Genomic DNA, 24,958 nt, shown 5'->3' with positions numbered 1-24,958 from the left:
AAATCCGTCTTTTCCTAATAAGAACTATTCCGTTCAGAAAAGATGCTCCAGGGCTACCTTCTAACATAACTATCTAGAGAATCTCCCAGCTAATGATTCTCCTCTCTGAAAACGTTTCATGTTATACTCTTCCCTCTCCTAGCATTTTTATATGCGGTTTTCAAAGAATGTACTTTTAGTATAAAAGGCCCTCATGTGTTTATCAATCCCATTTATACAAAATCCAAAAATTTCTAGATAAATAATGTTTTTATCTAATACTCTGTAAGTACAATGATATTTTTTATTTATTTTCTTCAGCCATTCTTATCGTTAGTGCTAGCCATACTTAAAAACTTCCAATAAAATTGTTCATCATGATCCTATATTTACGATATTTTCATATATGTTATTTATATCTAAAAGAACAGGCTTTGATATATGATTTACATGTTTTGAGCATACTACACACTTATAGTTATCATCAATATGATATTTTTTAAAATAAAAATGTTCTGTGCTGTTTAGTAGACGAAGAGTCCTACCTAAATTTTGAATAGAAAATGAATTTAAAGGTACAGATAGTCCTTTTCCTATAGCTTTTATATAGGATTCTTTTGCAGTCCATAACTCATAAAAAAGTTTAATTCTTTCCTCATGTTTTTTCTTTTGAATTGCTTGATATTCATCTTTTGAAAAAAAACGTTTAGCAATTTGAACGTTACATGGTTCCATATATTCAATATCAACACCTATTAAAGATGAACTTATTCCGACAATGATCCAATCTTTTGAGTGAGAAATATTATAATGAAAATCAGGCATGCCTAATATATGTGGTTTTCCATATGTGTTATGGCCCATTTTTATTCGTTCATTAGAAATATTAAACCGTTTTTTAATAAATGCTCTCACTACTATTTCTCCTAAAAGGCTTCTTTTTCCATCATCTATATTTGCAAATCTGTTGATTTTCTCTCTTTTATTCCAAGAAACATATTTGAGTAATTGATGAAACATGATATGATTTAAACCTTTATGTTGAATTGCATAGATATGTATCATTTTAAAAATCTCCCTAACAATATCAAGATCATCGTTATATTTAAAATTAGTATTGATCCCTCTTTATAAGACTTAAAATCAATATTAAGTGACAAAAAGCTTTTTTACTCCTGAACTAAAATTATTTGCCCAATTGATAGTATGATGTCCGCCTATAAAAACCTCCCAAAAGGTCTTATATCCTGAAGCTGATAGCTTATGTTCCATCTTTCGATTACTTGTAATCATTGTTACTTCACTATCCCCTATGGGTTTATCTTCATAAGACCCCACACTTAAATAAAATTCTTGTGGGAGAGACTCATGTTTATGAAACGATTGATGAGTTAGCCATTCCCATTCATCAGATGTATCTGGTTTCCACCAAAATGCACCTGACTGTGATAAAACTTTTCCTATTATTTCAGGATAAGTTAGAGCTGTGTAAATAGAGGAAAGTCCACCTAAACTAGACCCAGCAATCATACATTGATTTCTGTTAAAACTCTTTATATTATAGTTTTTCACTATCCATGGGAAAAGCTCTTCACAAAGAAATCGGCTAAACCGTTTAGAACATCCCAATTCTCTACGTCTATCTACTTGTTCTATAAATACTATTAATGGATTGATGGGTTTTCCTTGTTTGTGTAAATTTTCAATAATGATTGGCACGGGAATGGACGACAGATACACATGACCATCTAATATAAACCATATACTATCTATCCGAGAATTATTTGTATATACTGAAAAGAATCGGTCTTCTTTAAGAGCATTACTATAGATATGGTGATCCGTTATATTTTTTTCGATCATAACTTGTTCATCATAGTTTGAAATTGTCAACGGATCTTGTTGATACTGTGATAAAATTAAAATAGACCACTGTTTGTCATATTGCTGTGTATTATTTACATCTAACTGCGAATATCGATTTTTTTCACTCCATTCAACATGCAAACCATTAGGGAAAAATTGATACACCATTATTAATTCATTTCTCAATATCATTTCTTGATACCAAAAATTACTGTTTTGTATATTTTTCATGGTACTACTTTCAATATTTAAGTCTCCTATTGAGGTTAATAGCAATACATTTTCTACTGAATAAGTTGCTTCAAATATAAATATTATTCGAGAAAATTCTTTACTTATTATTTCAATTAAAGGCGTTCCCAATAGTTTGATTTTCTCCCAAATACATTGCGCGTATTCAAGTTTTTTTTGTTCAAGTGCGCTTTTAAATTCCTGAAATATCATATAATCCTCCTTGTTTCTTAATTATTCAGAATCCATATAGAAAAGTTCACACATGATGCTGTTCTAAAAATAAAAATTTAGAACTGGAAATATTGCTTCAATTTTATTACAGAATTGACGATATGGGAAAGCCCACGCAGGACTTTAGTCCGTCTTTAGACGTGAGATGAAAAAGTATCGTTGTTACGTAGCAACACATGGTACAGTTTATTCATATTCATACAAAAGATGTAACAACATTTGAGAACGAACAATCTGTACGGTATGGTCACAGTACCTTAGCCTACGAACATATAGGGTCCGTTTTGGGAGTATCAATTGTTAAGAGCCTGTTTATAGTCTTATCTTTTATTTAAAAAGTAAATAAATATAATTAAAATCAGTTTTTTACTTTTCTCTAATTTTCTCTCTACATTTTTGAACAATCGTCTGTATTTTTCTAACCAAGCAAACGAGCGCTCTATAATCCATCTTTTGGGGATCATTTGAAATTGATGCAATTCTGACCGCTTAGCAACTTGTGCTTCAGCATTCAATAGCTTTTGAATTTCTTTTTGAAACTTTTCTCCTGTGTACCCACCATCCGTGAGGATGGCTTCCATGGGGAAATCCAAGAATATCTACACTGATATGTCGTTTAATACAAGAAACTTTCTTACCATCATCATAACCTTTTTGTTCAGCCGTAGCTGCATTCTTAACACTTTGGGCATCGACAATATTAAAGCTAAATCTTTTGGGACGATTCACTGCTTCCCTTATTTGCACAACAATTTTTTATAAGGTCTCTAATAGACTGCTGCCTTCGGCATTAGATTTACTCCATTTTGCATAGTAGCGGTAAATATTTTGCCATTTGGGATAATCTCTTGGTAAAGCACGCCACTGGCAGCCTGTACTCAGAACATAGAGTAGTGCATTGAACACATCATAAAGGTCATACTTTCGCGGACTCGTGCATTTGCTAAATGTCTCTAGTTCTTCACGAATGATCTCGAATTTTTCACGGCTGATATCACTTGGATAAGACATACACTTACCTCCTGTTTTTGCATACATTCTAACATATTTATAAGACTATAAACAGGCTCTAAGGGATAGGGGTACTTAATTATTTAACTCTTTCTTATATAATTATAAAATCCCTTTCCAGATTTACGCCCCAGATGCCCTGCTTCCACAAGTTTTACAAGTGCTTGAGGGGCACGAAATCTATCTCCCCAAGCTTCTGTTAATCCTTGACTTGCAAATAATATTGTATCTAATCCAACATAATCAGCCAATCTCAAAGGTCCCATAGGATAATTTAATCCCAGTTTGATAGCTTTATCAATATCTTCTTTACTGCTGACCCCTTCATCATACATACGTATACATTCTAATAAATGAATAATAATAGCTCTAGAAGTAACGAACCCTTGTTTATCTTTAACGATAATACTTTCCTTACCGATAGATTGTACAACCTCCTTTACTAATTGTATGGTTTTTTCTGATGTTTCTATTCCCTGAATAATTTCAACCAGCTTCATAATATGTGCTGGGTTAAACCAATGTGTTCCTATAACCTTATCCGGTCGATTGGTAACACTTGCAATAGCGGTAACACTTAGCTCAGATGTATTTGTTGCTAAGATTGTAGATGCAGATGTATATCTATCTATTTTTTTAAACATTTCTTTTTTTAACTGTAAATTTTCAGGGATTGCTTCGATTACTAATTCTACATTTTTACATGCTTCTTCTAATGTATATACAGGACAAAGATTGGATAAAATACATTCTTTCTGTTCTGTATTTAGACGTTGGGCTTTTACTAATTGAGATAAATTGGTTTCTATCGTTTGGTGAGCTTTTTGTATACTTTTTTCTGATGAACTATACATTTTTATATATTTCCCACCCATCGCCAATGCCTGAACAATTCCTATTCCCATTGTACCTAAACCGATGACAGCAATGTTATGAATCATTTTTCTCACTCCTTTATAAATCTGATTTCTTTCATGATGGACGTTTTCGATTTATTTAAGCACCTTCGAGTTAATTTAAACCTTGCTTCTCATTCCTTGACGAATTTAGTGAATTCGAATTAATATTTGATTATTGTGTTGAAAGATATTTTTAATTTCTATCCTGTTTATTTTCACATTTGCGTTTTATGAATAAAGAGACCTATTACTCCTCCAATACATGAAGGAATTAACCACCCTAGCCCTTCTTTATATAGCGGAATAAGCTCTAGAATATGTGATAAATCAATAAAATTCACCCTATCAAGATTACTCAATAGACTTATCATCAATGTACCGATAATGGAGCAAATATAAACCATATTACGATTTCCAATCCAAGCATGAAAACAAGACAAAATAATAAGTGTAATGGTAATAGGGTAAATTATCATTAATATCGGCAAAGAGACATTAAGCAATTGTTCTAATCCTAAATTAGATATCATAAAACTGAATAAACATATAATTTTCACGGCACTTTTATATGAAATAGATGTAAATTGTTTTGAAAAAAAAGTTGCACAAGCTGATGTCAATCCAATTGAAGTTGTCAAACATGCTAATGTAATAATAAATCCTAGTAAAATTTGTCCACTTGTACCAAAAAGATGTTTCACAACATTTGTTAGAATAAGAGCACCAGTATTAGAAATGCCTAATTTAGCACTGGTTGCACCGATATATGCAAGGGATAAATAAATAAATATTAACCCTACAGCCGCTATAATTCCTGATACCATGGTGATTTTTTTGATATGAGTAGGTTCTGTAACATCTTTTGCTCGAATAGCTTGTACAATAACAATACCAAAGACAAATGCACCTATCGCATCCATAGTTAAATATCCTTGGATTATTCCTTCTGCAAAAGCGTGGTTTTCATATAAACTATTCGATACATTAAGTGGACCAATTGGACTGATTATAGACTTCACAACTATTATTACAACCATTATGACTAATAGTGGGGTTAAAATTTTCCCGAATAAATCTATCATTTTAGATGGATGTAAGGATAAATATAAAGTAACTCCAAAAAATAATAATGTGTATATACATAACATATACCACTCTGTCTGTCCTATTTCGGATAAAAAAGGATTGATCCCTACTTCAAATGAAACTACGCCCGTACGCGGAATAGCATAACAAGGTCCAATTGATAAGTAACTAATCATTGGAAATAGAAATGAAAAAACAGGATGGACCCTATCGGATAATTTTTTCAAATCTCCTTCTACACTAGATATAACAATTATTGCTAATACCGGTAAACCAACTCCTGTTACCAAAAAACCACTTATTGCAATCAGAAATTTATCTCCTGCTTGTTGTCCTAACAGGGGAGGGAAAATTAAATTTCCAGCTCCTAAAAATAATGCGAATAACATCGATCCTATGACAATATCTAATTTAAAATTATTTTTCATGATTTAATCGTATATTTAACCAATGATACTTTAATATGATTATGAGTATACATATCCTATACGTTCCTCCTTACAGAATTTACGATACGTGAAAGCACACCCAGGACTTTAGCCCCTCTTTAGACCTGGGATGAAAGCATCGTTTTTGCATAGTAAAACATGGTATACTTTATTTCTAATCATGCAAAAGACGTAAAACCATTTGAGAACCAACAATCCGTACGGTGTGGTCACAGTACCTTAGCCCACGAACCTATATAATCTGTTGTGGGAATGATGATGGCACACCGCACTCTTGCATGTCAGCAATACCAGAAATGAACATCGCCTTTGGTAGCAAGAATCCCACTGAAGTTGGTCAGCTAGCCCCTTTAGGGGCTAGTGTCAAAGGATAGCGTTCTTGAAATTTTAAAATATCCTCATACACAATCAATCCCGAAAGGTAAAAATATTGTTTGATTCATATTTTTTTAAACCTAACCGGAAGATTAAAGTAGATATATAAGCGATAAAAATACAAAATCCAATTAATAATAATAATTTTGTTAAATCAAATTCTTTAATTAATTCTACTGGAATAAATCCAATAATCCCTGCTGGCATTATTGTGAAAATAATCAATTTTGAAAAACCTTTATATATGGTTTGCGGGTATAATGCAAAGGTTAGTAAAGCATTGTTGACCTGTTGTTGGATAATGTTTGCTTTTCCAATCCAAAAGGCTAAAGTGCCAAAAAGAGTAGTAAACGAGACAAAAATTATAGCCACACAAATTATTGATAGAATCCATAGTCCCATAGAGACAACATTACTAAAACCACTTACAGCAAAAATTAAGACTCCAAATATTACATCCCCCACGGCTTTAATTGACATTCTCGAACATAACACATGTAACAATACATTTTTAGGTAAAATCAAATAACTATCTAATTTCCCCATAGAAATAATATTAGCAAGTTGTGTTGAATTTCCACAAACAACCATGCCTATTCCGAAGCCTGTTGTAACTATGGAGAAAAGTAAATACATATCTGACATATTCCATCCATTTATATTATTAAAATTACCAAAAAATAATTTCCAAAATATGATATAAACTAAATTGTTAATACACATAAAAATAACTTGCAATATAAAATTAAAACGGTACTCCATGTTTGATGATAAATTTACAAAAAATAATGCCTTTAAAAATTTTAGTTCCACTTTAACTCTGTTCATAGGCTACCCTCCATTAATTGTAAGTTTTCGTTTTCCTATCTTAAATACAATATTTAAAATAAGCATAAATAAGACTATCCATAAAACTTGTCCACTAAGCGTGTGATAAAAATTTAATAAACTAAAATCAATAACTAATTTTGATGGAGCAAATGTAATAAAAGCAAAAGGAAGGTAATTAGTTATTTGTTTCATGAAGCCGGGAAAGAAATCCAAGGGAATCAATACTCCACCTAGGATAAATAAAAATTTTTGATAAATAAAAGCAATCCCCGAAGTATCCTCAGTAAAAAAGGCACTAAAACCAATTAATGCACTTAAACAATAATTTAACAAAAAAGCTAAAAAAATAATAATTCCGACTGGTACTAAATTTAGGACCTCTACATGAATTGGCCCTACCAGTATTAACACCAATATCGCACCGGAAAATAAATTAATAATAAAACGAAGTAAACTTTCTCCTAAACCATTGAAGAAATGATACGCTAAATAGTTATATGGTCGATTTATTGTATATGCCAAAGAACCCGATTGAACTTCCTCACCAATCGTTATATAAACCGGGTTTAAGCTTAGGACAATTGCTTCTGCTATTAGCAGATACCAAACTGTTTGAACAAAATCCATACTAAGACTAGTACTTTTGGAAGCAAAAGCTACTTCCCACAAATTAATAAAAATATACATAATCACTAGCATAAACGTTGTTCCATACAATGTTTCTTTCACATAAGCTAAATTACTTTTGACTGAAGTTATAAAAATGGAATAATATTTAGTTAAGACATTTTCAAGATTTTTCATGCGTTCACTCCTTTTTCATCTTTTCATTTTCAAGTGTGAAAATTTGATGAATAATCTCGTCCATAGTAGGATTAAAAATTGTAAAATCCTCAACATTAAACTTCCCCATAATATCTCGCATGATTTGGGTGCATGAATTCTTTTTTATATCCACCTTAAATTCAACTTCATTCAAATTCTTCTTTATTATCTCTATCCCTGCTTGATTCAAAGTAGGAATGTTATCATCGGAAAATCTTACATACATTTTTTTATGTGTAAAAAAATTTGAATGCAAAGTAGCTAAATTATCATTAAACATAATATTCCCTTTATTTATGACAACTGCTCTGTTACATAACCGTTCGATATCACCAGAATCATGACTGGTAAGGATAATAGTTGTCTTAAATTCTCTATTCATCGCTAGTAATGCCTCTCTAATTTTCCTTTTGCCAACAATATCTAAACCTATTGTGGGTTCATCAAGAAACAATAGTTCTGGCTGATGAATTAAAGAAGCTGCAATTTCACATCTCATACGTTGTCCCAAACTAAGTTTTCTTACAGGAGTATAGAGAAAGCTTTCCAAATTAAACAGTTCTACTAAATTATTGAGTTGTTTTAGATAAGATGCTTCGTCTAGCTCATAAATTTTTGACAGAAGGGAAAATGCCTCTATCGGAGGTAGGTGATACCAAAGTTGTGATTTTTGTCCAAAAACTGTTCCTACTTTAAATGAAAATTCTTGTCTCTTTTCCCAAGGATTAAGTGACATTATTTCTATTTTCCCACTGGTTGGATACAATAATCCTGTTAACATCTTTATAATAGTAGATTTTCCAGCACCATTAGGACCTATAAAAGCGACAATTTCGCCTTTTGAAATGGTAAATGAAACGTTGTTTACAGCACTTACTGTTTCAAAGTTTGGATGAATTAAATTACGAATACTCGCTTGTAATCCTGGTAACTTCCTTTTTACCTTATAACTTTTACTTAAATCTGTAACATTAACGATCATTTATTTAACCCCCAAAAATATTTATTTATCTTTTAGTAGTGTACATATCTGCCATACCTACCACTACTTTTCGTTCGCCTTTAAAAGGATTTCGAGAATGAGACATTAACATATTATCAAGCATCAACACGTCCCCTTTCTCCCATGGAAAGGATATTTCACATTTTGCATATGCATTTTGAATGTGCGATAACACTGCAGCATCAAACTTCATTCCATCTCCATAATAGGAATTTCTTGGTAACCCTTTTTCTGTATACTGTTCTAATAAAAATTCTTGTGTGGTCAAATCAAAATCAGAAATATGAAATAAATGTGCTTGGTTAAACCAAATTTCCTCACGAGTTATAGGATGTGTATAAATACCAGGTCCTTTTTCCTCGGTAGTTAATCCCCCCTCAAACCAGTTAAATTTAATTCCTTTATCTCTACAAAACTTTTCTATTTTTGATTTATCATTCGTATTAAACGCTTTTTCCCAATTTATCCCCATACCATCTTCGTAAAAATTTCTAACATATTTTACACCCTTTTCCTTAAAATTCATTTTTATAGTAGAATCAATATGTTTTAAAATTTCTCGATTATCAGCAATAGGAGTTTCTCCTCCTTCTTTTGACGGGGTCATGCAATAAAACCATATTTTCATTGGCCAAGTAGAAGTGTATGACATTTCAGAATGATGTGGGATTTTTTGATCTGCTGGATAGTCTGTAGAGGTATATATATTTCCACTAACTTTATTTCTTGGGGTTGATGCATTTGTATATTCCTCTAAATTTTCAGAGAATATACAAATGAAATTATTAAAAGTTTCAATTGAATCTATATTACAATTACGAAATAATACCCCGCCAAAATGTAATAATGCGTTATTTAGCTCTTTTTTGTGATCCTCTATCCACTGCAGTATATGAGTATTCTCCTTTCTCGGTTTGAGAACTAATAAAGAGCCTTTAATAATTTGTACATTAAATTTTTCCTGAAATAAATCTAGGTTTATCATAATTTACGCCTCCATTTTTTTATATTTCTTTATTAATAATGATAACTTTAAACATAAATTTTACATGCTTACTAAAAAATTAGCTTGCTTGATTTATAATGGTTTAAGTTAAGAGAATGCGTTCTAGCTATACACTTATATTTATAACATTGTGTACAAAATATACATCTCAATTAATGTAAATTATAAAAATCTGAAAAATTCTTATACAATTACTTTTTCAAAAAACTCATATGTTCTTATACATATACATTCAGAGTGTTAATCTGCATTATGAAATTCAAATCTCGTGTCTTCAATTTGATTACAACAAAGTTCATTTTATAAATATTTTTTAATCGTTAGATAAAGCGAAAAATATTTGAATGATTATTATTTCAATAAGCAGCAGTTCGAACTCTACAGCATAATTCATTGAAAAAATATTTTTAGCAAGTGTATAAAATAGGTTGTTAAAGCAAATATTTTTTAATAATCGCATAAAAAAAGGTTTATACAACCAAGTATTAACATTGTTTAAAAAGATATATTTTACTTATAAAGGAGCTAATTATATGGACTCTAAAGATATTGCAATAATTGGTATAGGCGGACGCTTTCCTAAAAGTCCTACTTTAGAACATTATTGGGAACTACTTCGAAACAAATTAAATGGAATTACTTACTTTAACTTCACTCAAACGGATAATAAAATATATTCTAAACAAAAATTAGTGAATGCACGTGGAATCCTTGGGAATATTGATAAATTTGATGCTGAATTTTTTAATATTTCACCAACAGAAGCTGCATCACTAGATCCTCAACATCGAATATTTTTAGAAGTTGTATGGGAATCTCTGGAAAATTCAGGGTATAATCCATTTAACTATGAAGGAATTATTTCATTATATGCTGGCTGCAGTCCAAGCAAATATAAACCTATTGAATCTGATTCAAAGCAAACAGCCTCTACAACACTTCAAAATTATATTAATAATGCTCCTGAATTTTTAGCTACGAGAGTGGGGCATAAACTTAACTTACGTGGAGAATGTATTTCTGTTGGAACCGCCTGCTCTTCATCATTAGTGTCTGTACATATGGCCTGTCAAAGTTTGTTAAATCAAAGTAGCGACATTGCTATCGCAGGAGGGGTTTCCATAAATGTTCCAGAGTTTAAAGGATATATCTATCAGGAAGGATTAATCTATTCTTCGAATGGAGAATGTAAACCTTTTGATGCAGAAGCAACTGGAACTGTTGAAGGTAACGGTGCAGGTGTAGTTGTATTAAAAAAATTAGAAAATGCAATAAGAGATAAAGATTTTATTCATGCAGTTATTAAAGGAAGTGCCATAAATAATGATGGCAGTGATAAAGCAAGTTATACTGCTCCTAGTCAATTAGGACAAACAAAAGTGATTTTAAGTGCACTTGAAAAATCCAAAATAGATCCTCGAACAATATCTTATGTGGAAACTCATGGAACAGGAACTATTTTAGGTGACCCTATTGAAATGGAAGCATTAAAATCTGCATATCAATTATATACATCGGACAAAAATTATTGTGCAATTGGCTCAGTAAAAAGTAACATTGGTCATTTAACACATGCAGCGGGAATTGCAGGATTAATTAAATTAGTTTTGTGTTTAAAAAATAAAGTACTACCTGCTCAATTTAATTTTAGCAAGCCAAATCCGTACATCGATTTTGAAAATAGTCCTTTTTATGTACCTCAAGAAGCCCTTGAATGGAGAAATACTGAATTGAGTCCAAGACGTGGTGCAGTAAGTTCATTTGGTTTTGGCGGTACAAATGCACACCTTATCGTAGAAGAAGCTCCAGATATAGAAAAGGAAAAAAATCATATACAAAATGCTGAGTTAATTACGCTTTCAGCTAGAACAAATGAACAGTTAATTCAAATTAAAAAACATCTTAAAGAATATTTAATCCAAAACACAAATCTAAATTTAGCTGATATCTCTTATACCTTAAATGTTGGAAGGAAAGCTTTTGAATACAGATGGGCAACTATTGCCTCTAATATAGAAGAATTAATTAATCATTTAGATGAATCACATATTCAAGAACCATCCAATATAAATCAACATGATGAAATTTTAAATCGGTTTTTACACAAATGGCTTGATGGAAATAACATCGATTGGAATCAATTATATAAAATGAAAAAATATTATAAAACGCCACTTCCATCATATCCTTTCAAGCGTGTATCTTATTGGAAAGGAGAACAAGCGCTTGACTTGGAACAACAATCAAAAGATGAGATAGATTCTTGTACATCTTGCTCATCCTCTTGTGATAAAGAAGATGCTTTTTTTGATCTTGAAAAGAAAATAATAAAAATATTAGAAAGATTATTGGGAGTTTCTAGTTTGAAAAGAAATGATGATTTTTATGCAGTGGGTGGAGATTCTATAGCTTTAATTGATTTCCTTGTAGAAATTGAAGAGGAAACAGATGGTCAGATCTTTTTAACTAGTGAAGAAACATTTGATATCAATACCATTGGAGATTTATGCGATTTATGCTTTACCAAATACGGTAGAGAGTAACTTTTATATCCCGAAATATATTAAGGCATTTTCCACATCATTTTCGTACATCTAAATTCACTATATTGGAGGGAATACAATGCTTGAAAGAGGACCGAAAAATTCAAAAAATATATCGCATTCTGAAGATAAATCTAAATTATTAAATACGGCACCTACTAAAAAAACAAGAAAATATCCACTTTCGCCTATGCAAGAATCTATGTGGTATATGAATAAATTAAATCCAAACACTCCTTCTTACCTTATACAATTCGGATTGTATTTCCACGGTGAGTTAAATATACCTTTACTCAAAGAGTCTTTTTTGAAGTTAGGTCAAAGGCAACATGCCTTCCGAACTAAATTTTCTTATGATCAAGATCATGTACCCTATCAAGAAATAGTTGATGAAGTATTGATTTCATTTGAAGAAATTGATTTCACCAAAATAGCAAGAGAAAATCGGGATAGAAAAATTATCGAATTTGCAAAAGGACAATCATCAAAGAAATTCGATTTAGAAAATGGACCTTTACTTACAGTCCATTTTCTAAAATTTGATATTCAAGAACATGCTGTAATTATGAGTATGCATCACATTATTGCTGATGGCCCTTCAGTGGAGATATTAATTAAAGAATTGATTCAAATCTATACAGCGAAAATAGCACATGATTCAATACAGCTGCCTAAATTAAAAGTGCAACATTATGATATTGTAGTTGATACCACTAAAGAATTTAACACGGCTGAGTTTGAAAACAATTTAAACTATTGGAAAAATACATTTTCAGATAAATATGACGGTATTAATTTACCTATTGATTATACTCGCTCTATAGCCCCTTCTTTAAAAGGAACGAGTTTAAATTTTAAGTTTGAAAAAGAATTATTTGACCAAATACGCAATTTCAGTCGAAAAAATCGTACTACTCCATTTACTACTTTATTAGCTGCTTTTTTTGTTTTTTTACATCGCTATACCCAACAAGAGGACTTGATTATAGGTGTTCCTATTACCTTACGTGATCGTCGAGACACTAGACCACTTATTGGGTGCTTTATCAATACGTTACCTATACGAGTAAATTTATGGGATAATCCAAGCTTCAATGAATTAATAGAACGAGTAAAACTTACAAATTTAGAAGCTTTTAAAAGAAAAGCAGTACCTTATCAAAAGATTGTTGAAGCTATTACAAAAGAGAATGCAGCTGTTTCGAATTCTGTGGTACAGATATTAATGGGTTATCAAAAAAATCCGTATCATTCTTTTAGTTTGCCTAATTTAAAAGTAAATAGCATTGAATTTGAAGAATCCGGAACTGAATTTGATATCATTCTTGAAATATTAGAAGATGATAACGCACTAACAGCACGCTGGATCTATTCTAGTGAAATATTCCATCACTCTTCTGTGTCTATGATGGCACAACAATTCCATTCTCTTTTAAGGGAAATCGTACAGAATCCTGACCAAAATATATCCGATTTTTTAATGCTAAGTGAAACAGATCGGAAAATTCTTTGCTCTTTAAATCAAACTACAACAGATTATCCTAAAGAAAAAGCTATTTATCAGGTTTTTGAGGAGCAAGTTCAAAAAACACCAAATCATATTGCTCTGTCATTTAAAGAGAAGGAGATCACCTACCGAGAGCTTAATGAAAAAGCCAATCAATATGCACACCTTTTTAGAAATTTAGGGATAGCAAAAGGAGATTTTGTAGGTGTTTGTATCGAAAGATCCAATGAACTTATTACAACCCTTTTAGGAATTCTAAAAATAGGTGCTATATATGTCCCATTAGATGCCAATTATCCACAAAAAAGATTAGAATTTATGATTCAAGATAGTCGTATGAAATGGATTATTACCCAAAAATCTAAAAATAATATATTTAAAACTGGGTATCCAACAGTTATTACAATTGATCAAAAACAAGAAGATATTTTATCGCAACCTACAAATTCTTTACGTGTAACAGTCAATCCAACTGATATATCCCATGTCATTTACACGTCTGGTTCTACTGGAATGCCTAAAGGAGTTTTAATTAACCATCGAAATGTTATTCGCTTAGTTAAAAACACTAATTATATGCAGTTTGATAAACAAGAAGTTATGTTACAGTTAGCACCTATTTCTTTTGATGCTTCTACATTTGAAATATGGGGAAGCTTACTAAATGGGGGGAAATTAGTCATTATGCCTCCGGAAACACCTACACTTGGTAAAATAGGCGAAACAATCCGTTCACATCATATAACTACATTATGGTTAACATCTAGTCTGTTTAATCAAATGGTTGAAAACAGATTAAATGATATTGTAGGTTTAAAATATTTAATAATTGGTGGAGAAAGCTTATCGCTATCTCATGTTGAGAAGTTTATTAAAAACACCAAGTATTGCAAACTTATTAACGGATATGGTCCAACCGAAAACACTACATTTTCTTGTTATTATGAAATTCATGATATCGATACTAAAAGAGGCAATATACCTATCGGACAACCTATTTCCAACTCTACAGTATATATCTTAGATGAAAATTTAAAACCTGTTCCAACAGGCGTAATTGGTGAATTATATGTTGGAGGAGATGGAATTGCGAACGGATATCTGAATCAAGAAGATTTAACTTCAGAAAGGTTTATTAGAAGTGTATTTAACTCAAATTCTGATGAGATTTTATATAAAACTGGTGATTTCGCAAGATGTCTTGCAAATGGGAACATAGAATTCAGAGGAAGAATTGATTCGCAAGTTAAAGTACGTGGTCATCGAATTGAATTAAGTGAAATTGAATTTGCTCTTAACGAACACCTTGCAGTCCAGCAGTGCGCTGTTGTAGTTACCGAAGACAGCATTGGTGATAAAACGTTAGTAGCGTATATTGTTGCCAATAAAGGAATGCTTAGAGAACAACATTCTATTTCTATGTATTTTAAAGGATTTTTACAATCTGAATTGCCGTCTTATATGATACCCACAAGATATTTTATTGTAGATAGCATACCACTAACTCCTAATGGAAAGGTAGATATTTCTTCTCTTAAAAAAGTCGTAAGCATGAGTACTTCAGAATCTATTGAATATATTTCACCGAGAGATAAATGGGAAAGTAAACTTTCTGAAATATGGGAAGGTATACTGGATATAAAAAAGATTAGTATAACGGATAACTTTTTTTCTTTAGGTGGTCATTCTTTAAAAGCCACACGAATTATTAGTAAAATCAACGCCGCATTTACAATCGATTTAGAGTTACGGCACATATTCGAATTCCCAACCATTGAACAGATGGCAAAGTTTATTAAATCTAATGCAAAGCAAATAAAAAAAGAAATTTTATCACCACTTCAAAACATAAAAGAATCAAAAGATTATCCTGTATCATTTTCTCAAGAACGCATGTGGATTGCATCACAATATGATATTGTCACTACAGCCTATCACGTTAATATAACGAAAAAACTAAAAGGACCTTTACATGTCCCATCGTTCAAGAAAGCCCTAAACATCCTAGTAAATAGACATCCATCATTTAGAACTACTTTTCATCTAGATTCAGATCTCCGTCAAGAAATAAAAAATGATATTGAAGTAAATCTACAAGTAGTTGATGTAACTACTTGCAAAACTGCAGAAAAAGAAATAAAAATAATACAACTTTTAAATGAATATGTTCAAGAACCATTTGATTTAAGCAATGAGCTTCTCTTTCGCACAAAATTATTTAAAATAGCAGAGCAAGAATATATTTGGATATTAGTAATGCATCATATCCTCACAGATGGATGGTCACAAAATATTATTTTAAATGATTTAATCAGCTCATATAATGCGATTTCACAAGGAGAGTCACCTCTTTTATCTAATATTAAATTTACTTATGTTGACTATTCAATTTGGCAGAGAGCAATTGTAAATAAAGGGTTCCTAGATTCTCAATTACAATATTGGTTAAACAAATTAGAAAATATTCAAAATAAAGGAACGTTACCATTAGACTTTAAACGATCTAACTTAGAGACGCAAAAAGGGGCATCTATTAAATTTAATTTTAATGATGAACTTCAGAAAAAGCTACAAGAATTTAATGGATTATACAGTAGTACATCGTATTTAACATTATTGTCAGTCTATATATTATTTTTATCCAAATATTCAAAGAGTCGACAAATTGTAATTGGAACACCAACAGCTAATCGTAAGAATTTAGACGTGCAAAATATCGTAGGCTGTTTTGTCAATACATTAACATTAACAAGTTCATTAAATTTAGAAAGTACATTCTTACAATTTTTAAAAGAAACCGAATCTATGGTCCTGGAAGCTGACAGTAACCAAGAATATCCTTTTGATCTACTCATTTCTAAAATAAGAGAACATAAAAATTTAACCCAAGACAACTTATTTGACGTATGGTTCTCATTAAATGATGTCAGTAATAGCGCTATCGAAATGAACGATATAATAATGGAAGATATTTTTTCTGATACACAAAGTGCTAAATTTGATTTAAATATGGGGTTTTTCACTAAAAACTCTCAAGTCACAGGTTTTTTAGAATACAATACTGCATTATTCAAACACGATACAGTTCTTTCCATGCTAAAGGTATATAAAACATTATTAGAAAGCGTAATTACTAAACCTGAGCAAACATTAGCTACTATTATTGATGAACAGATTAACTAAAAAACTATTACTATTGAGGATGGTACATCATGAATTTAAATCACAAAAAGACAAGCTCTATAAGAAAGTTAACGTTAGAACAACTGGCTCACATGTGCTTACACCAAATTGTTGAATTTCATGCAGATCATACGCCCGAACAAATAGTTGTGATAGCTGATGATAAACAACTAACATATAAAGAATTGAATGTATCTGCAAATCAAGTAGCTAATCTGTTAAAAGAACAAGGGAGAGGTATCGGAGATTTTATAGGTCTATATATTGAGCGATCTGTTGAAATGATTATTGGGTTATTGGGAATTTTAAAATCGGGTGCCACTTATGTCCCCTTAGAAACCGAACTTCCTAAAGACCGAATAGAATATATAGTAAACTCTGCTAACTGTAGTTTGATACTCAGCTCAAAAAAATCAAAATCAACTTATCCTTTGGTAGATCGACCTATCATTACAGTAGATGACCCTAAGACAAAAACATATGGAATTGAAAATTTAAATATTTCAATTCCTTTACATCAACTGATGTACGTCATGTTCACCTCAGGGTCTACCGGAAATCCAAAAGGAGTACTAATCGAACATAAAAATGTAACAAATTATATTGTATCTCTTATGGAGTGTTTAAATATAAATGATAAAACAAACTTTGCGAGTGTATCTACATTATCAGCAGACTTAGGGAATACATCTATCTTTGGAGCTCTAGCTTCAGCTGGAACATTGCATATTTTATCTAAAGAACAAATGTTACAACCTGACGAATTTTCGAATTATTTTTCTACGCATTCAGTAGATTGTTTGAAAATTACGCCTTCCCATTTCTATACTTTACTACATTCTGCAGAAGAAAATATCTTTCCAAAACAGTATTTGATACTGGGAGGCGAATTGTTAAAATGGGAAATCTATCAAGAAATAAAAAAACGGGCAGGAGCCTGTAAAATAGTAAATCATTATGGGCCGACTGAAACTACAATTGGTGTTGCAATGAATGTAGATATAGACGATAACCTTGAAACAGAAACCAAAAGTGTTCCCATTGGAAAGGCGATTCGTAATAATCAAATCGTCATATTTGATAAAGATAAAAACCTGAGCAAACAAGGTACGATTGGAGAATTATGCGTTATAGGTGAAAACGTAGGGAGAGGCTATCTCGAAAAAGTCACTGGCCCTCAAAAATCAGGATATTTATCTATAAATGGGAAAAAGGCTTATCAAACGGGTGATATTGGGCGATATTTATCCGACGATAGTATTGAAATAATAGGTCGAATTGATGACCAAATACAAATAAGAGGATATAGAGTAGAATTAGCAGAAATTGAAAAAGCTATTTTCCATTACACTAATGTTCAAAATGTATATGTCCACGTTAATGATAAAAATAATGTAGAAAAAGAAATAATTGCCTTTGTTTCTGTAAAAAATGCTCCAATTGATGAAAGCAACTTGAAAAATTTTTTAAAAGAAACTCTTCCTTCCTATATGATTCCTAGCATTATTATTGTGGATGCTATTCCTTTGGATGCAAATGGGAAAGTGAACAAAAAAATATTAAATAAATTTTTAACAGCATTACCTGAGAAAAAGCAAGCTCAATATTCAAAGCTCCATCAAGTACTTCTTAATTATTTAGGAACATTAATAAATAACAAACATATAACCATTACGGACAATTTTTTTGATATAGGTGGTAGCTCTCTTCAAGCTATTCAATTGATTTCTTGGATCAGAGATACCTTCCATATTCCTATTTCCATTCGATCCTTTTTGGCTAATCCTACTGTCGATACATTGTACCACTTTATGATCAATCATGAATCTAAGCAAAATGTATTAACAACGGCTGAGCGAATGTTCGAAAAAGAAAATGTAAAATATCAAAATGAAGACACAAGTGAAATTATTTCTAAATATTTACAAAAAAAATGGGCGCAAGTATTACGTATACAAGATGTACAGAAGGATGATAACTTTTTTGATATAGGAGGATCCTCTTTGCAAATTATATCTTTAATGAACTGGGTAAGAAAAGAATTAAACGTTCCCATTTCCATTCGATCCTTTCTTATCAATCCTACTATAACTCATTTAACAAAACTCATATTAACAGAGGTGACAGATGTTTCCGAATTCATACGGCAATTAACTCAGGATAAGATCTAAATTTATATGGCTATTAAAACTTCGAAACGAAAGGTGGAGCATGAATGAAAACTCTATTAAATGATCTTATATCTCAATTTAAAAAGAACAAAGATACAATAGGGATTGTACTAGTAGGTTCTAGTTCACGGGGTTATCAAGATACGTTATCTGATTTTGATGTAGAAGTAATTGTAACGGATTCTTACTATAATTCCCTTGCAACAAATAATCTTTTCGAGAGATCAATGGACGGCAAGATTGAAATCTTATTGCTACCCGAATCCGACTTTAAAGCTAAAAAAGATTCTCCCGCAGATATTGACCATTGGCCATATGAATTTTGTGAAATACTTTATGATCCCAATAGAATTTTGTATCAAGAAATAGCACAGATCAAACATATGCCTCCTATGCTAGGAGATCAAAGAGCTAAATTACATTATTTCGAATTTTTATTTTGTATACAACGAACTAGAAAATTATTACTTCGTGGAGATGAATTAAATACTCGTCTATGTGTAGCAAAATCTCTACAGATACTTATTAAGTTATTCTTTGTATTACAAAATCAATGGGTACCAGTAATACATTGGAGTAGCCAAAATTTAAATGATTTAGATTATTTCAATAGTATGACAAAACAACTGATGCTAGAAATAATGCGAAAACCGAACATTAGAATAGCAGAAGAACTAATTAAAGAAACAGATATCATATTAGAAAATAAAAAATTCCAATTTCAATATGATAAAGAAGCATTAACTGAAGAAGTATGTAGTTATCAATACCGTTCTATAAGAGAGCAGTATGGCACACTTTAGTATGAGGAGGTATATTTAGGATTATGTTAAATAAAGACTTTCTTCCCAAACAAAAAAATATGAACATAGACCAAAAATATATTACAATTACAATGAAACAGAAGTTATCCATGTTAAAAGACATTGCTCAAAAATTTGACGTTGATCTATGTACACTTTTTAAGTGTGCTTGGACAATTATTTTATATAAATACAGTGCAGAAACAGAAGTTGGTTTCGGATTTTATAATCTTCAAAAAAACAATATAGATAATTATAATATAAAAATTCAAAAAAATGCTACAGTAAAAACTCTGTTACACGATATTTATATGCAACCACCAACCATGGTGTCATATAACGATAAACTGCAATATGATACGGCACTGGTAAATTCTAATGGTAATGTAGCGCATATTGAGTCGTTTTTTCATACTTTTTCTAAAGATGTAGTTTTTATTTCCTTTGAAGAAAATCATTTAAACGATGAATTTAATATTCAAGCCTATTTTAATTCTTCTACTTATCATATAGGAATTCTTGAAAACCTGTTAAATAATTTAAAGATTTTTTTAGATACTTTTGAAACTAAGTCAGAATTGACACCTTTAGATATAAATATTACTAGTCCGTCAGAACAAAACACAGTGACTGAAATATTTAATGATACTCCTCAAAGTTATTCAAAACAACAATGTAAATGTGTTCATAAAATTTTTGAAGAACAAGTTGTAAATACTCCCTCACATATTGCTGTAAGCTATAATGGAAAAAACTTAACGTATAGAGAGGTTAATGCACAAGCAAATAGAGTCGCTAATTATTTATTATCTAGGGGTGTTCAAACAGGTTCTCATATTGGCATCATGTTAGAACGTTCAATTGAAGCTATTGTCTCTATAATAGGAATTTTAAAATCAGGATGTACTTATGTTCCCTTAGATGCCACATACCCCCAAGAACGATTAGTATTTATGTTAAAAAATAGTAATCCTGCGATGGTCATTACTCATGAATCGTTTCAACATATACTTCCGTCCACCTATGCGGGAACTATTCAAACAATCTCAAAAATATTGGAATCCAATGTGCATAATACAAATCCTAATCACACTTGTACTACAGAGGATGTAGCGTATGTTATTTATTCTTCAGGTTCCACTGGAACACCGAAAGGGATCATGGTTCCACATAGAGGCATTATACGTTTAGCCTGTGATAAAGATCATTTTAAATTTACAAACACAGATATTTTGACACAAATGTCTTCTATTAGTTTTGATGCAGCTACTTTTGAAATATGGACAGCTCTTTTAAATGGTTTAAGGTTAGAGATTGTGTCCAAAGATATAGCTCTAGATAATGAAAAACTGTGTCAGTTTATCTTAGATAAAGAAATTACTATTATGTTTTTTACAACAGCATTATTTCATAAATTTGTAGAAAAAAATCCCCAAGCACTTTCAACACTTAAATATTTAATTGTAGGAGGAGAAGCATTAAATTTAACACATGCCAACTTAGCACTTCAATATCTTAATGAAGAAGGGTATTTGATAAATGGTTATGGACCGACTGAAAATACAACGTTTTCAACCTACTATTTTATGAACCAGAAACATAAAAAGTTAAATTCTATTTTGATTGGTACTCCTCTCACCAACTCATCCGTTTTCATTTTAGATGAAAATCTTTCTCCATTACCTATTGGAGCGATTGGAGAAATTTATTTAGGGGGAAAAGGGGTAGCTATAGGTTATCTGCATAATAAAGAGCTTACTCAAGAAGCATTTATTCAAGAACACCCATTTCAAAAATTCGGAAAAACACTTTATAAAACAGGAGATTTAGGTCGCTGGTTACCAGATGGAAATATTGAATACTTAGGAAGAAAAGACCGCCAAATAAAAATTCGAGGTTTTCGTATAGAACCAGGGGAAATTGAGACAGTGATGTTAAATCTATCTTTTATAACAGAATGTGTAGTTATGGATATAAAAGATCTTTCTGGTAATAAAAAGTTAGTCGCATTTTATGTCTCATCTCAGATAATACGCACTTCAGAACTTAAAGAACTTTTGAAAAAAAGCCTTCCAGAGTATATGATTCCAAATCAATTTATACAAATGAATAATTTACCTGTTCAAGAAAATGGAAAATTAGACACCAAAACATTAACATCTATTGCTCATTCAAAATATTTTAATCACAACTCTGAACGAATCGAACAAACAAAACCGGTTGATCTAGTTCATGCTTTAACCCTTATTTGGGAGGAATTATTAGGTGTAACTAATATTCATTTGGAGGACAACTTTTTTGATTTAGGTGGAGATTCTCTACAAGTGATGGAGTTAAAAGAACGGGTACATCACAAATTAAAACATGATATTCCAGTAACAGCTATATTTTCTCATCCAACTATACATTCTTTAGTAAAATTTATTAATGGTCCTAATGATAACAATATTAAAAGATTCAGAAAATAAAGAATTTTGTTTCGGAAGGTTGGTGTAAGAATGTTTTTTCAGAATTTCCTTTTATTCCTAGTAGGAGGGGATTATTATAACTCAAGCCCGCTCAAGCCAAATTACTAAAAATATCTTTAAAGGTTCTGTCGGTAATCTAATTGAATGGTATGACTGGTACGTCTATTCTGCTTTTGCTGTCTATTTTTCAGCAGAGTTCTTCCCGAAAGGCGATTCAACTAGTCAACTACTGAATACAGCGGCTATTTTCGCAGTTGGATTTTTAATGCGTCCTATTGGAAGCTTATTAATAGGACGTTATGCGGATCGCCACGGACGTCGAACAGCATTAACCCTTTCTATTACAATTATGGCTGGGGGTTCTCTTATTATCGCCTGTACGCCTAGTTATAATAGTATCAGAATTATGGCTCCTATTATTTTAGTTATTGCTCGTTTGATTCAAGGATTATCAATAGGCGGAGAATATGGAACTTCAGCAACTTATTTATCTGAAATGGCTAGTAGTGATCGCCGTGGTTTTTATTCAAGTTTTCAATATGTAACTCTCGTAGCAGGGCAGATGATTGCCTTAGGCGTTCAAATTGCTCTGCAACAGATATTAAGCGAACCAGACATGAAAGTGTGGGGATGGCGTATACCATTCATTATTGGATCAATGGGAGCAACAGCTGTGTTATGGCTTCGCCGTACTATGGATGAATCTGAACAGTTCTCAAACATGAAATCCGAAAACCGTGAAAATCCAGGAACCATTCAAACACTTATGAAGCATCCGAAAGCTGTATTAACTGTGATCGGATTAACACTAGGCGGTACTGTTGCATTCTATACGTACACAACATATTTACAGAAATTCATGGTAAATACAGTTGGTCTACCAAAAGAAGTAGTAAGCTGGATTAACTTTGTCGCACTATTTATATTCGTACTACTTCAACCGGTTGCTGGCCTATTATCTGACCGAATTGGACGTCGTCCACTATTAATGACCTTCGGCATTCTTGGAACTTTACTAACAGCACCAATATTCTACTTTATGGAAAAAACGACATCGCCAATCGTAGCATTTCTAATGATGATGACTGGGCTCATTATCATTACTGGTTACACTTCTATTAATGCAATTGTAAAAGCGGAACTTTTTCCAGCTGAAATTCGTGCACTAGGCATAGGGTTTCCATACGCACTTACAGTTTCGATATTTGGTGGAACAGCAGAATTTATCGCATTGTGGCTAAAGAAGATCGGGGCTGAGTCACTATTTTACTATTATGTAACGGGTTGTATTGCAATAAGCTTTATTACGTATTGGTGGATGCAAGAGTCATTGAAATCCTCTCATATTACGTTTGATTCGAATTATTCAAATAATACAACAGCAGATCCTTCTGTTACAAAATTAAAAAACGATCAAAACTCATGAATGTTTTATAGGTTCTGGTGCAAATACAGTTAGATATGAAAAAAAGAAAAAGATTCCTAGCGGAATGGAACTTTATGCTGTTAAACCAAAGATTTCATTGATAAGATACATTTGCTTTTGGACAGACTTCTCCCCTTGGAGGGTTTGTCCTTTTTTGATCATATGCATAGCTTCTATTCCAGCGATCATTTTTGTAGCTGTTTGCAAGGATTTCAATCCCAGCATATTCTGAATCCGTTTTTTGATAAATCGATGATCTTGCTCAATGAGGTTCTGTTGCAAAGTTTTTGGAGCTGAGCTAGACTGTAAAAAAATGAGATGAGGAGCATAACATATGGGATATTTTAAAGGAAAACAATTCAAGAAAGATATTATTTTGGTAGCCGTCGGCTACTATTGTCGTTTTTCTTTAAGCTATCGCGACGTATCTGAACTTTTGAGAGAGCGTGGTGTTTCAGTTCATCCTACAACTATTATGCGTTGGGTCCATGAATATGGAAATATCATTTATCAAATGTGGAAGAAGAAAAATAAATCAGCACATTCCTTATGGCATTTAGATGAAACCTATATCCAAAGTCAAGGGAGAGTGGCGTTATCTGTATCGTGCGATTGATAAGGAAGGTTACACGTTGGATATTCAACTTCGCAAAAAGCGAGATCATCAAGCAGCCTATATGTTTATGAAAAGGTTAGTGAAAGCTTTTGGAGAACCAACGGTTCTCACAACAGACAAGGCTCCTGCTTTACTTTGTGCGTTCAAAAAACTAAAACATAATGGCTTTTATGTGCATACGAAACATTGTACTGTTCAGCATTTCAATAATCTCATCGAACAAGACCATAGACATATCAAGAGACGTTTTGTTAAATCCGCAGGATTTCAAAATCTTCGCCATGCTTCACGTACATTGAAAGGAATCGAAACGGTTCATGCCATATACAAACAAAAGAGAAGTCATATTCCAGACTTCTCTTTTGTTTATGTAAAAACTGGAATCATTTCAATGTCTTTCTCTGTACATACGGCACTGCGATACTACTACAAACTCAAGAATCCGT

General features: G+C 31.7%; 14 protein-coding genes and 3 pseudogenes. 7 read left to right on the top strand and 10 right to left on the bottom strand.

Going from position 1 to position 24,958, the window contains the following annotated elements:
- Window positions 1-354: 354 nt before the first annotated feature.
- From F3I02_RS10885 to F3I02_RS10845, 9 genes and pseudogenes are all read right to left on the bottom strand, one after another.
- Window positions 355-1,044, bottom strand: coding sequence for a 4'-phosphopantetheinyl transferase family protein (locus F3I02_RS10885; RefSeq protein WP_196477983.1), 690 nt, complete (start codon window positions 1,042-1,044; stop codon window positions 355-357).
- 84 nt (window positions 1,045-1,128) lie between these two features.
- Window positions 1,129-2,289 (bottom strand): alpha/beta hydrolase, encoded by a 1,161-nt coding sequence (locus tag F3I02_RS10880; protein WP_196477982.1) that lies wholly within the window; start codon window positions 2,287-2,289, stop codon window positions 1,129-1,131.
- Between the two features lie 341 nt (window positions 2,290-2,630).
- Window positions 2,631-3,321 (bottom strand): annotated as a pseudogene (locus F3I02_RS10875) (transposase).
- Between the two features lie 83 nt (window positions 3,322-3,404).
- The gene (locus F3I02_RS10870; protein ID WP_196477981.1) at window positions 3,405-4,262 is read right to left on the bottom strand and encodes a 3-hydroxyacyl-CoA dehydrogenase family protein; all 858 of its coding nucleotides are present in this window, start codon (window positions 4,260-4,262) and stop codon (window positions 3,405-3,407) included.
- 173 nt (window positions 4,263-4,435) lie between these two features.
- Complete coding sequence (gene brnQ, locus F3I02_RS10865) at window positions 4,436-5,734, bottom strand: branched-chain amino acid transport system II carrier protein (protein WP_196477980.1); 1,299 nt, start codon at window positions 5,732-5,734, stop codon at window positions 4,436-4,438.
- A 429-nt stretch (window positions 5,735-6,163) separates the two neighbouring features.
- A complete protein-coding gene (locus F3I02_RS10860; RefSeq protein WP_196477979.1) occupies window positions 6,164-6,958 on the bottom strand; it encodes an ABC transporter permease in 795 nt (264 codons plus the stop codon).
- Window positions 6,959-6,961: 3 nt separating this feature from the next.
- The gene (locus tag F3I02_RS10855) at window positions 6,962-7,765 is read right to left on the bottom strand and encodes an ABC transporter permease (protein ID WP_196477978.1); all 804 of its coding nucleotides are present in this window, start codon (window positions 7,763-7,765) and stop codon (window positions 6,962-6,964) included.
- A 4-nt stretch (window positions 7,766-7,769) separates the two neighbouring features.
- On the bottom strand, window positions 7,770-8,768 hold the full coding sequence (locus F3I02_RS10850; RefSeq protein WP_196477977.1) for an ABC transporter ATP-binding protein: 999 nt from the start codon (window positions 8,766-8,768) through the stop codon (window positions 7,770-7,772).
- 25 nt (window positions 8,769-8,793) lie between these two features.
- Window positions 8,794-9,774 carry a TauD/TfdA family dioxygenase gene (locus tag F3I02_RS10845; protein ID WP_196477976.1) on the bottom strand — a complete coding sequence of 327 codons (981 nt, stop codon included), beginning with the start codon at window positions 9,772-9,774 and terminating at the stop codon, window positions 8,794-8,796.
- Window positions 9,775-10,328: 554 nt separating this feature from the next.
- Here F3I02_RS10845 and F3I02_RS10840 point away from each other — a divergent pair.
- The 6 genes from F3I02_RS10840 to F3I02_RS10815 all read left to right on the top strand — a co-directional run bounded on the left by F3I02_RS10840 (window position 10,329) and on the right by F3I02_RS10815 (window position 23,896).
- Window positions 10,329-12,338, top strand: a complete 2,010-nt coding sequence (locus F3I02_RS10840; protein WP_196477975.1) for a type I polyketide synthase — start codon at window positions 10,329-10,331, stop codon at window positions 12,336-12,338.
- A 79-nt stretch (window positions 12,339-12,417) separates the two neighbouring features.
- The gene (locus F3I02_RS10835) at window positions 12,418-17,028 is read left to right on the top strand and encodes a non-ribosomal peptide synthetase (protein WP_196477974.1); all 4,611 of its coding nucleotides are present in this window, start codon (window positions 12,418-12,420) and stop codon (window positions 17,026-17,028) included.
- Between the two features lie 29 nt (window positions 17,029-17,057).
- Window positions 17,058-19,199 (top strand): non-ribosomal peptide synthetase, encoded by a 2,142-nt coding sequence (locus F3I02_RS10830; protein ID WP_196477973.1) that lies wholly within the window; start codon window positions 17,058-17,060, stop codon window positions 19,197-19,199.
- A gap of 44 nt (window positions 19,200-19,243) precedes the next feature.
- On the top strand, window positions 19,244-20,002 hold the full coding sequence (locus tag F3I02_RS10825; RefSeq protein ID WP_196477972.1) for a hypothetical protein: 759 nt from the start codon (window positions 19,244-19,246) through the stop codon (window positions 20,000-20,002).
- A gap of 23 nt (window positions 20,003-20,025) precedes the next feature.
- On the top strand, window positions 20,026-22,470 hold the full coding sequence (locus F3I02_RS10820; RefSeq protein WP_196477971.1) for a non-ribosomal peptide synthetase: 2,445 nt from the start codon (window positions 20,026-20,028) through the stop codon (window positions 22,468-22,470).
- A gap of 70 nt (window positions 22,471-22,540) precedes the next feature.
- Complete coding sequence (locus F3I02_RS10815; RefSeq protein WP_374058642.1) at window positions 22,541-23,896, top strand: MFS transporter; 1,356 nt, start codon at window positions 22,541-22,543, stop codon at window positions 23,894-23,896.
- A gap of 72 nt (window positions 23,897-23,968) precedes the next feature.
- Here F3I02_RS10815 and F3I02_RS10810 read toward each other — a convergent pair.
- A pseudogene (locus F3I02_RS10810) lies at window positions 23,969-24,169 on the bottom strand (DDE-type integrase/transposase/recombinase); the annotation flags it as partial.
- Between the two features lie 61 nt (window positions 24,170-24,230).
- Between F3I02_RS10810 and F3I02_RS10805 the strand changes: the two are divergent.
- A pseudogene (locus F3I02_RS10805) lies at window positions 24,231-24,876 on the top strand (IS6 family transposase); the annotation flags it as partial.
- Window positions 24,877-24,958 lie beyond the last annotated feature (82 nt).

This window comes from Bacillus sp. SRB3LM (genome assembly GCF_015712745.1).
In the GTDB taxonomy this organism is placed as follows: domain Bacteria; phylum Bacillota; class Bacilli; order Bacillales; family Bacillaceae_G; genus Bacillus_A; species Bacillus_A thuringiensis_K.
The sequence above is the reverse complement of the archived record's forward strand: the minus strand, read 5'-3'. Positions and strand labels throughout refer to the sequence as shown.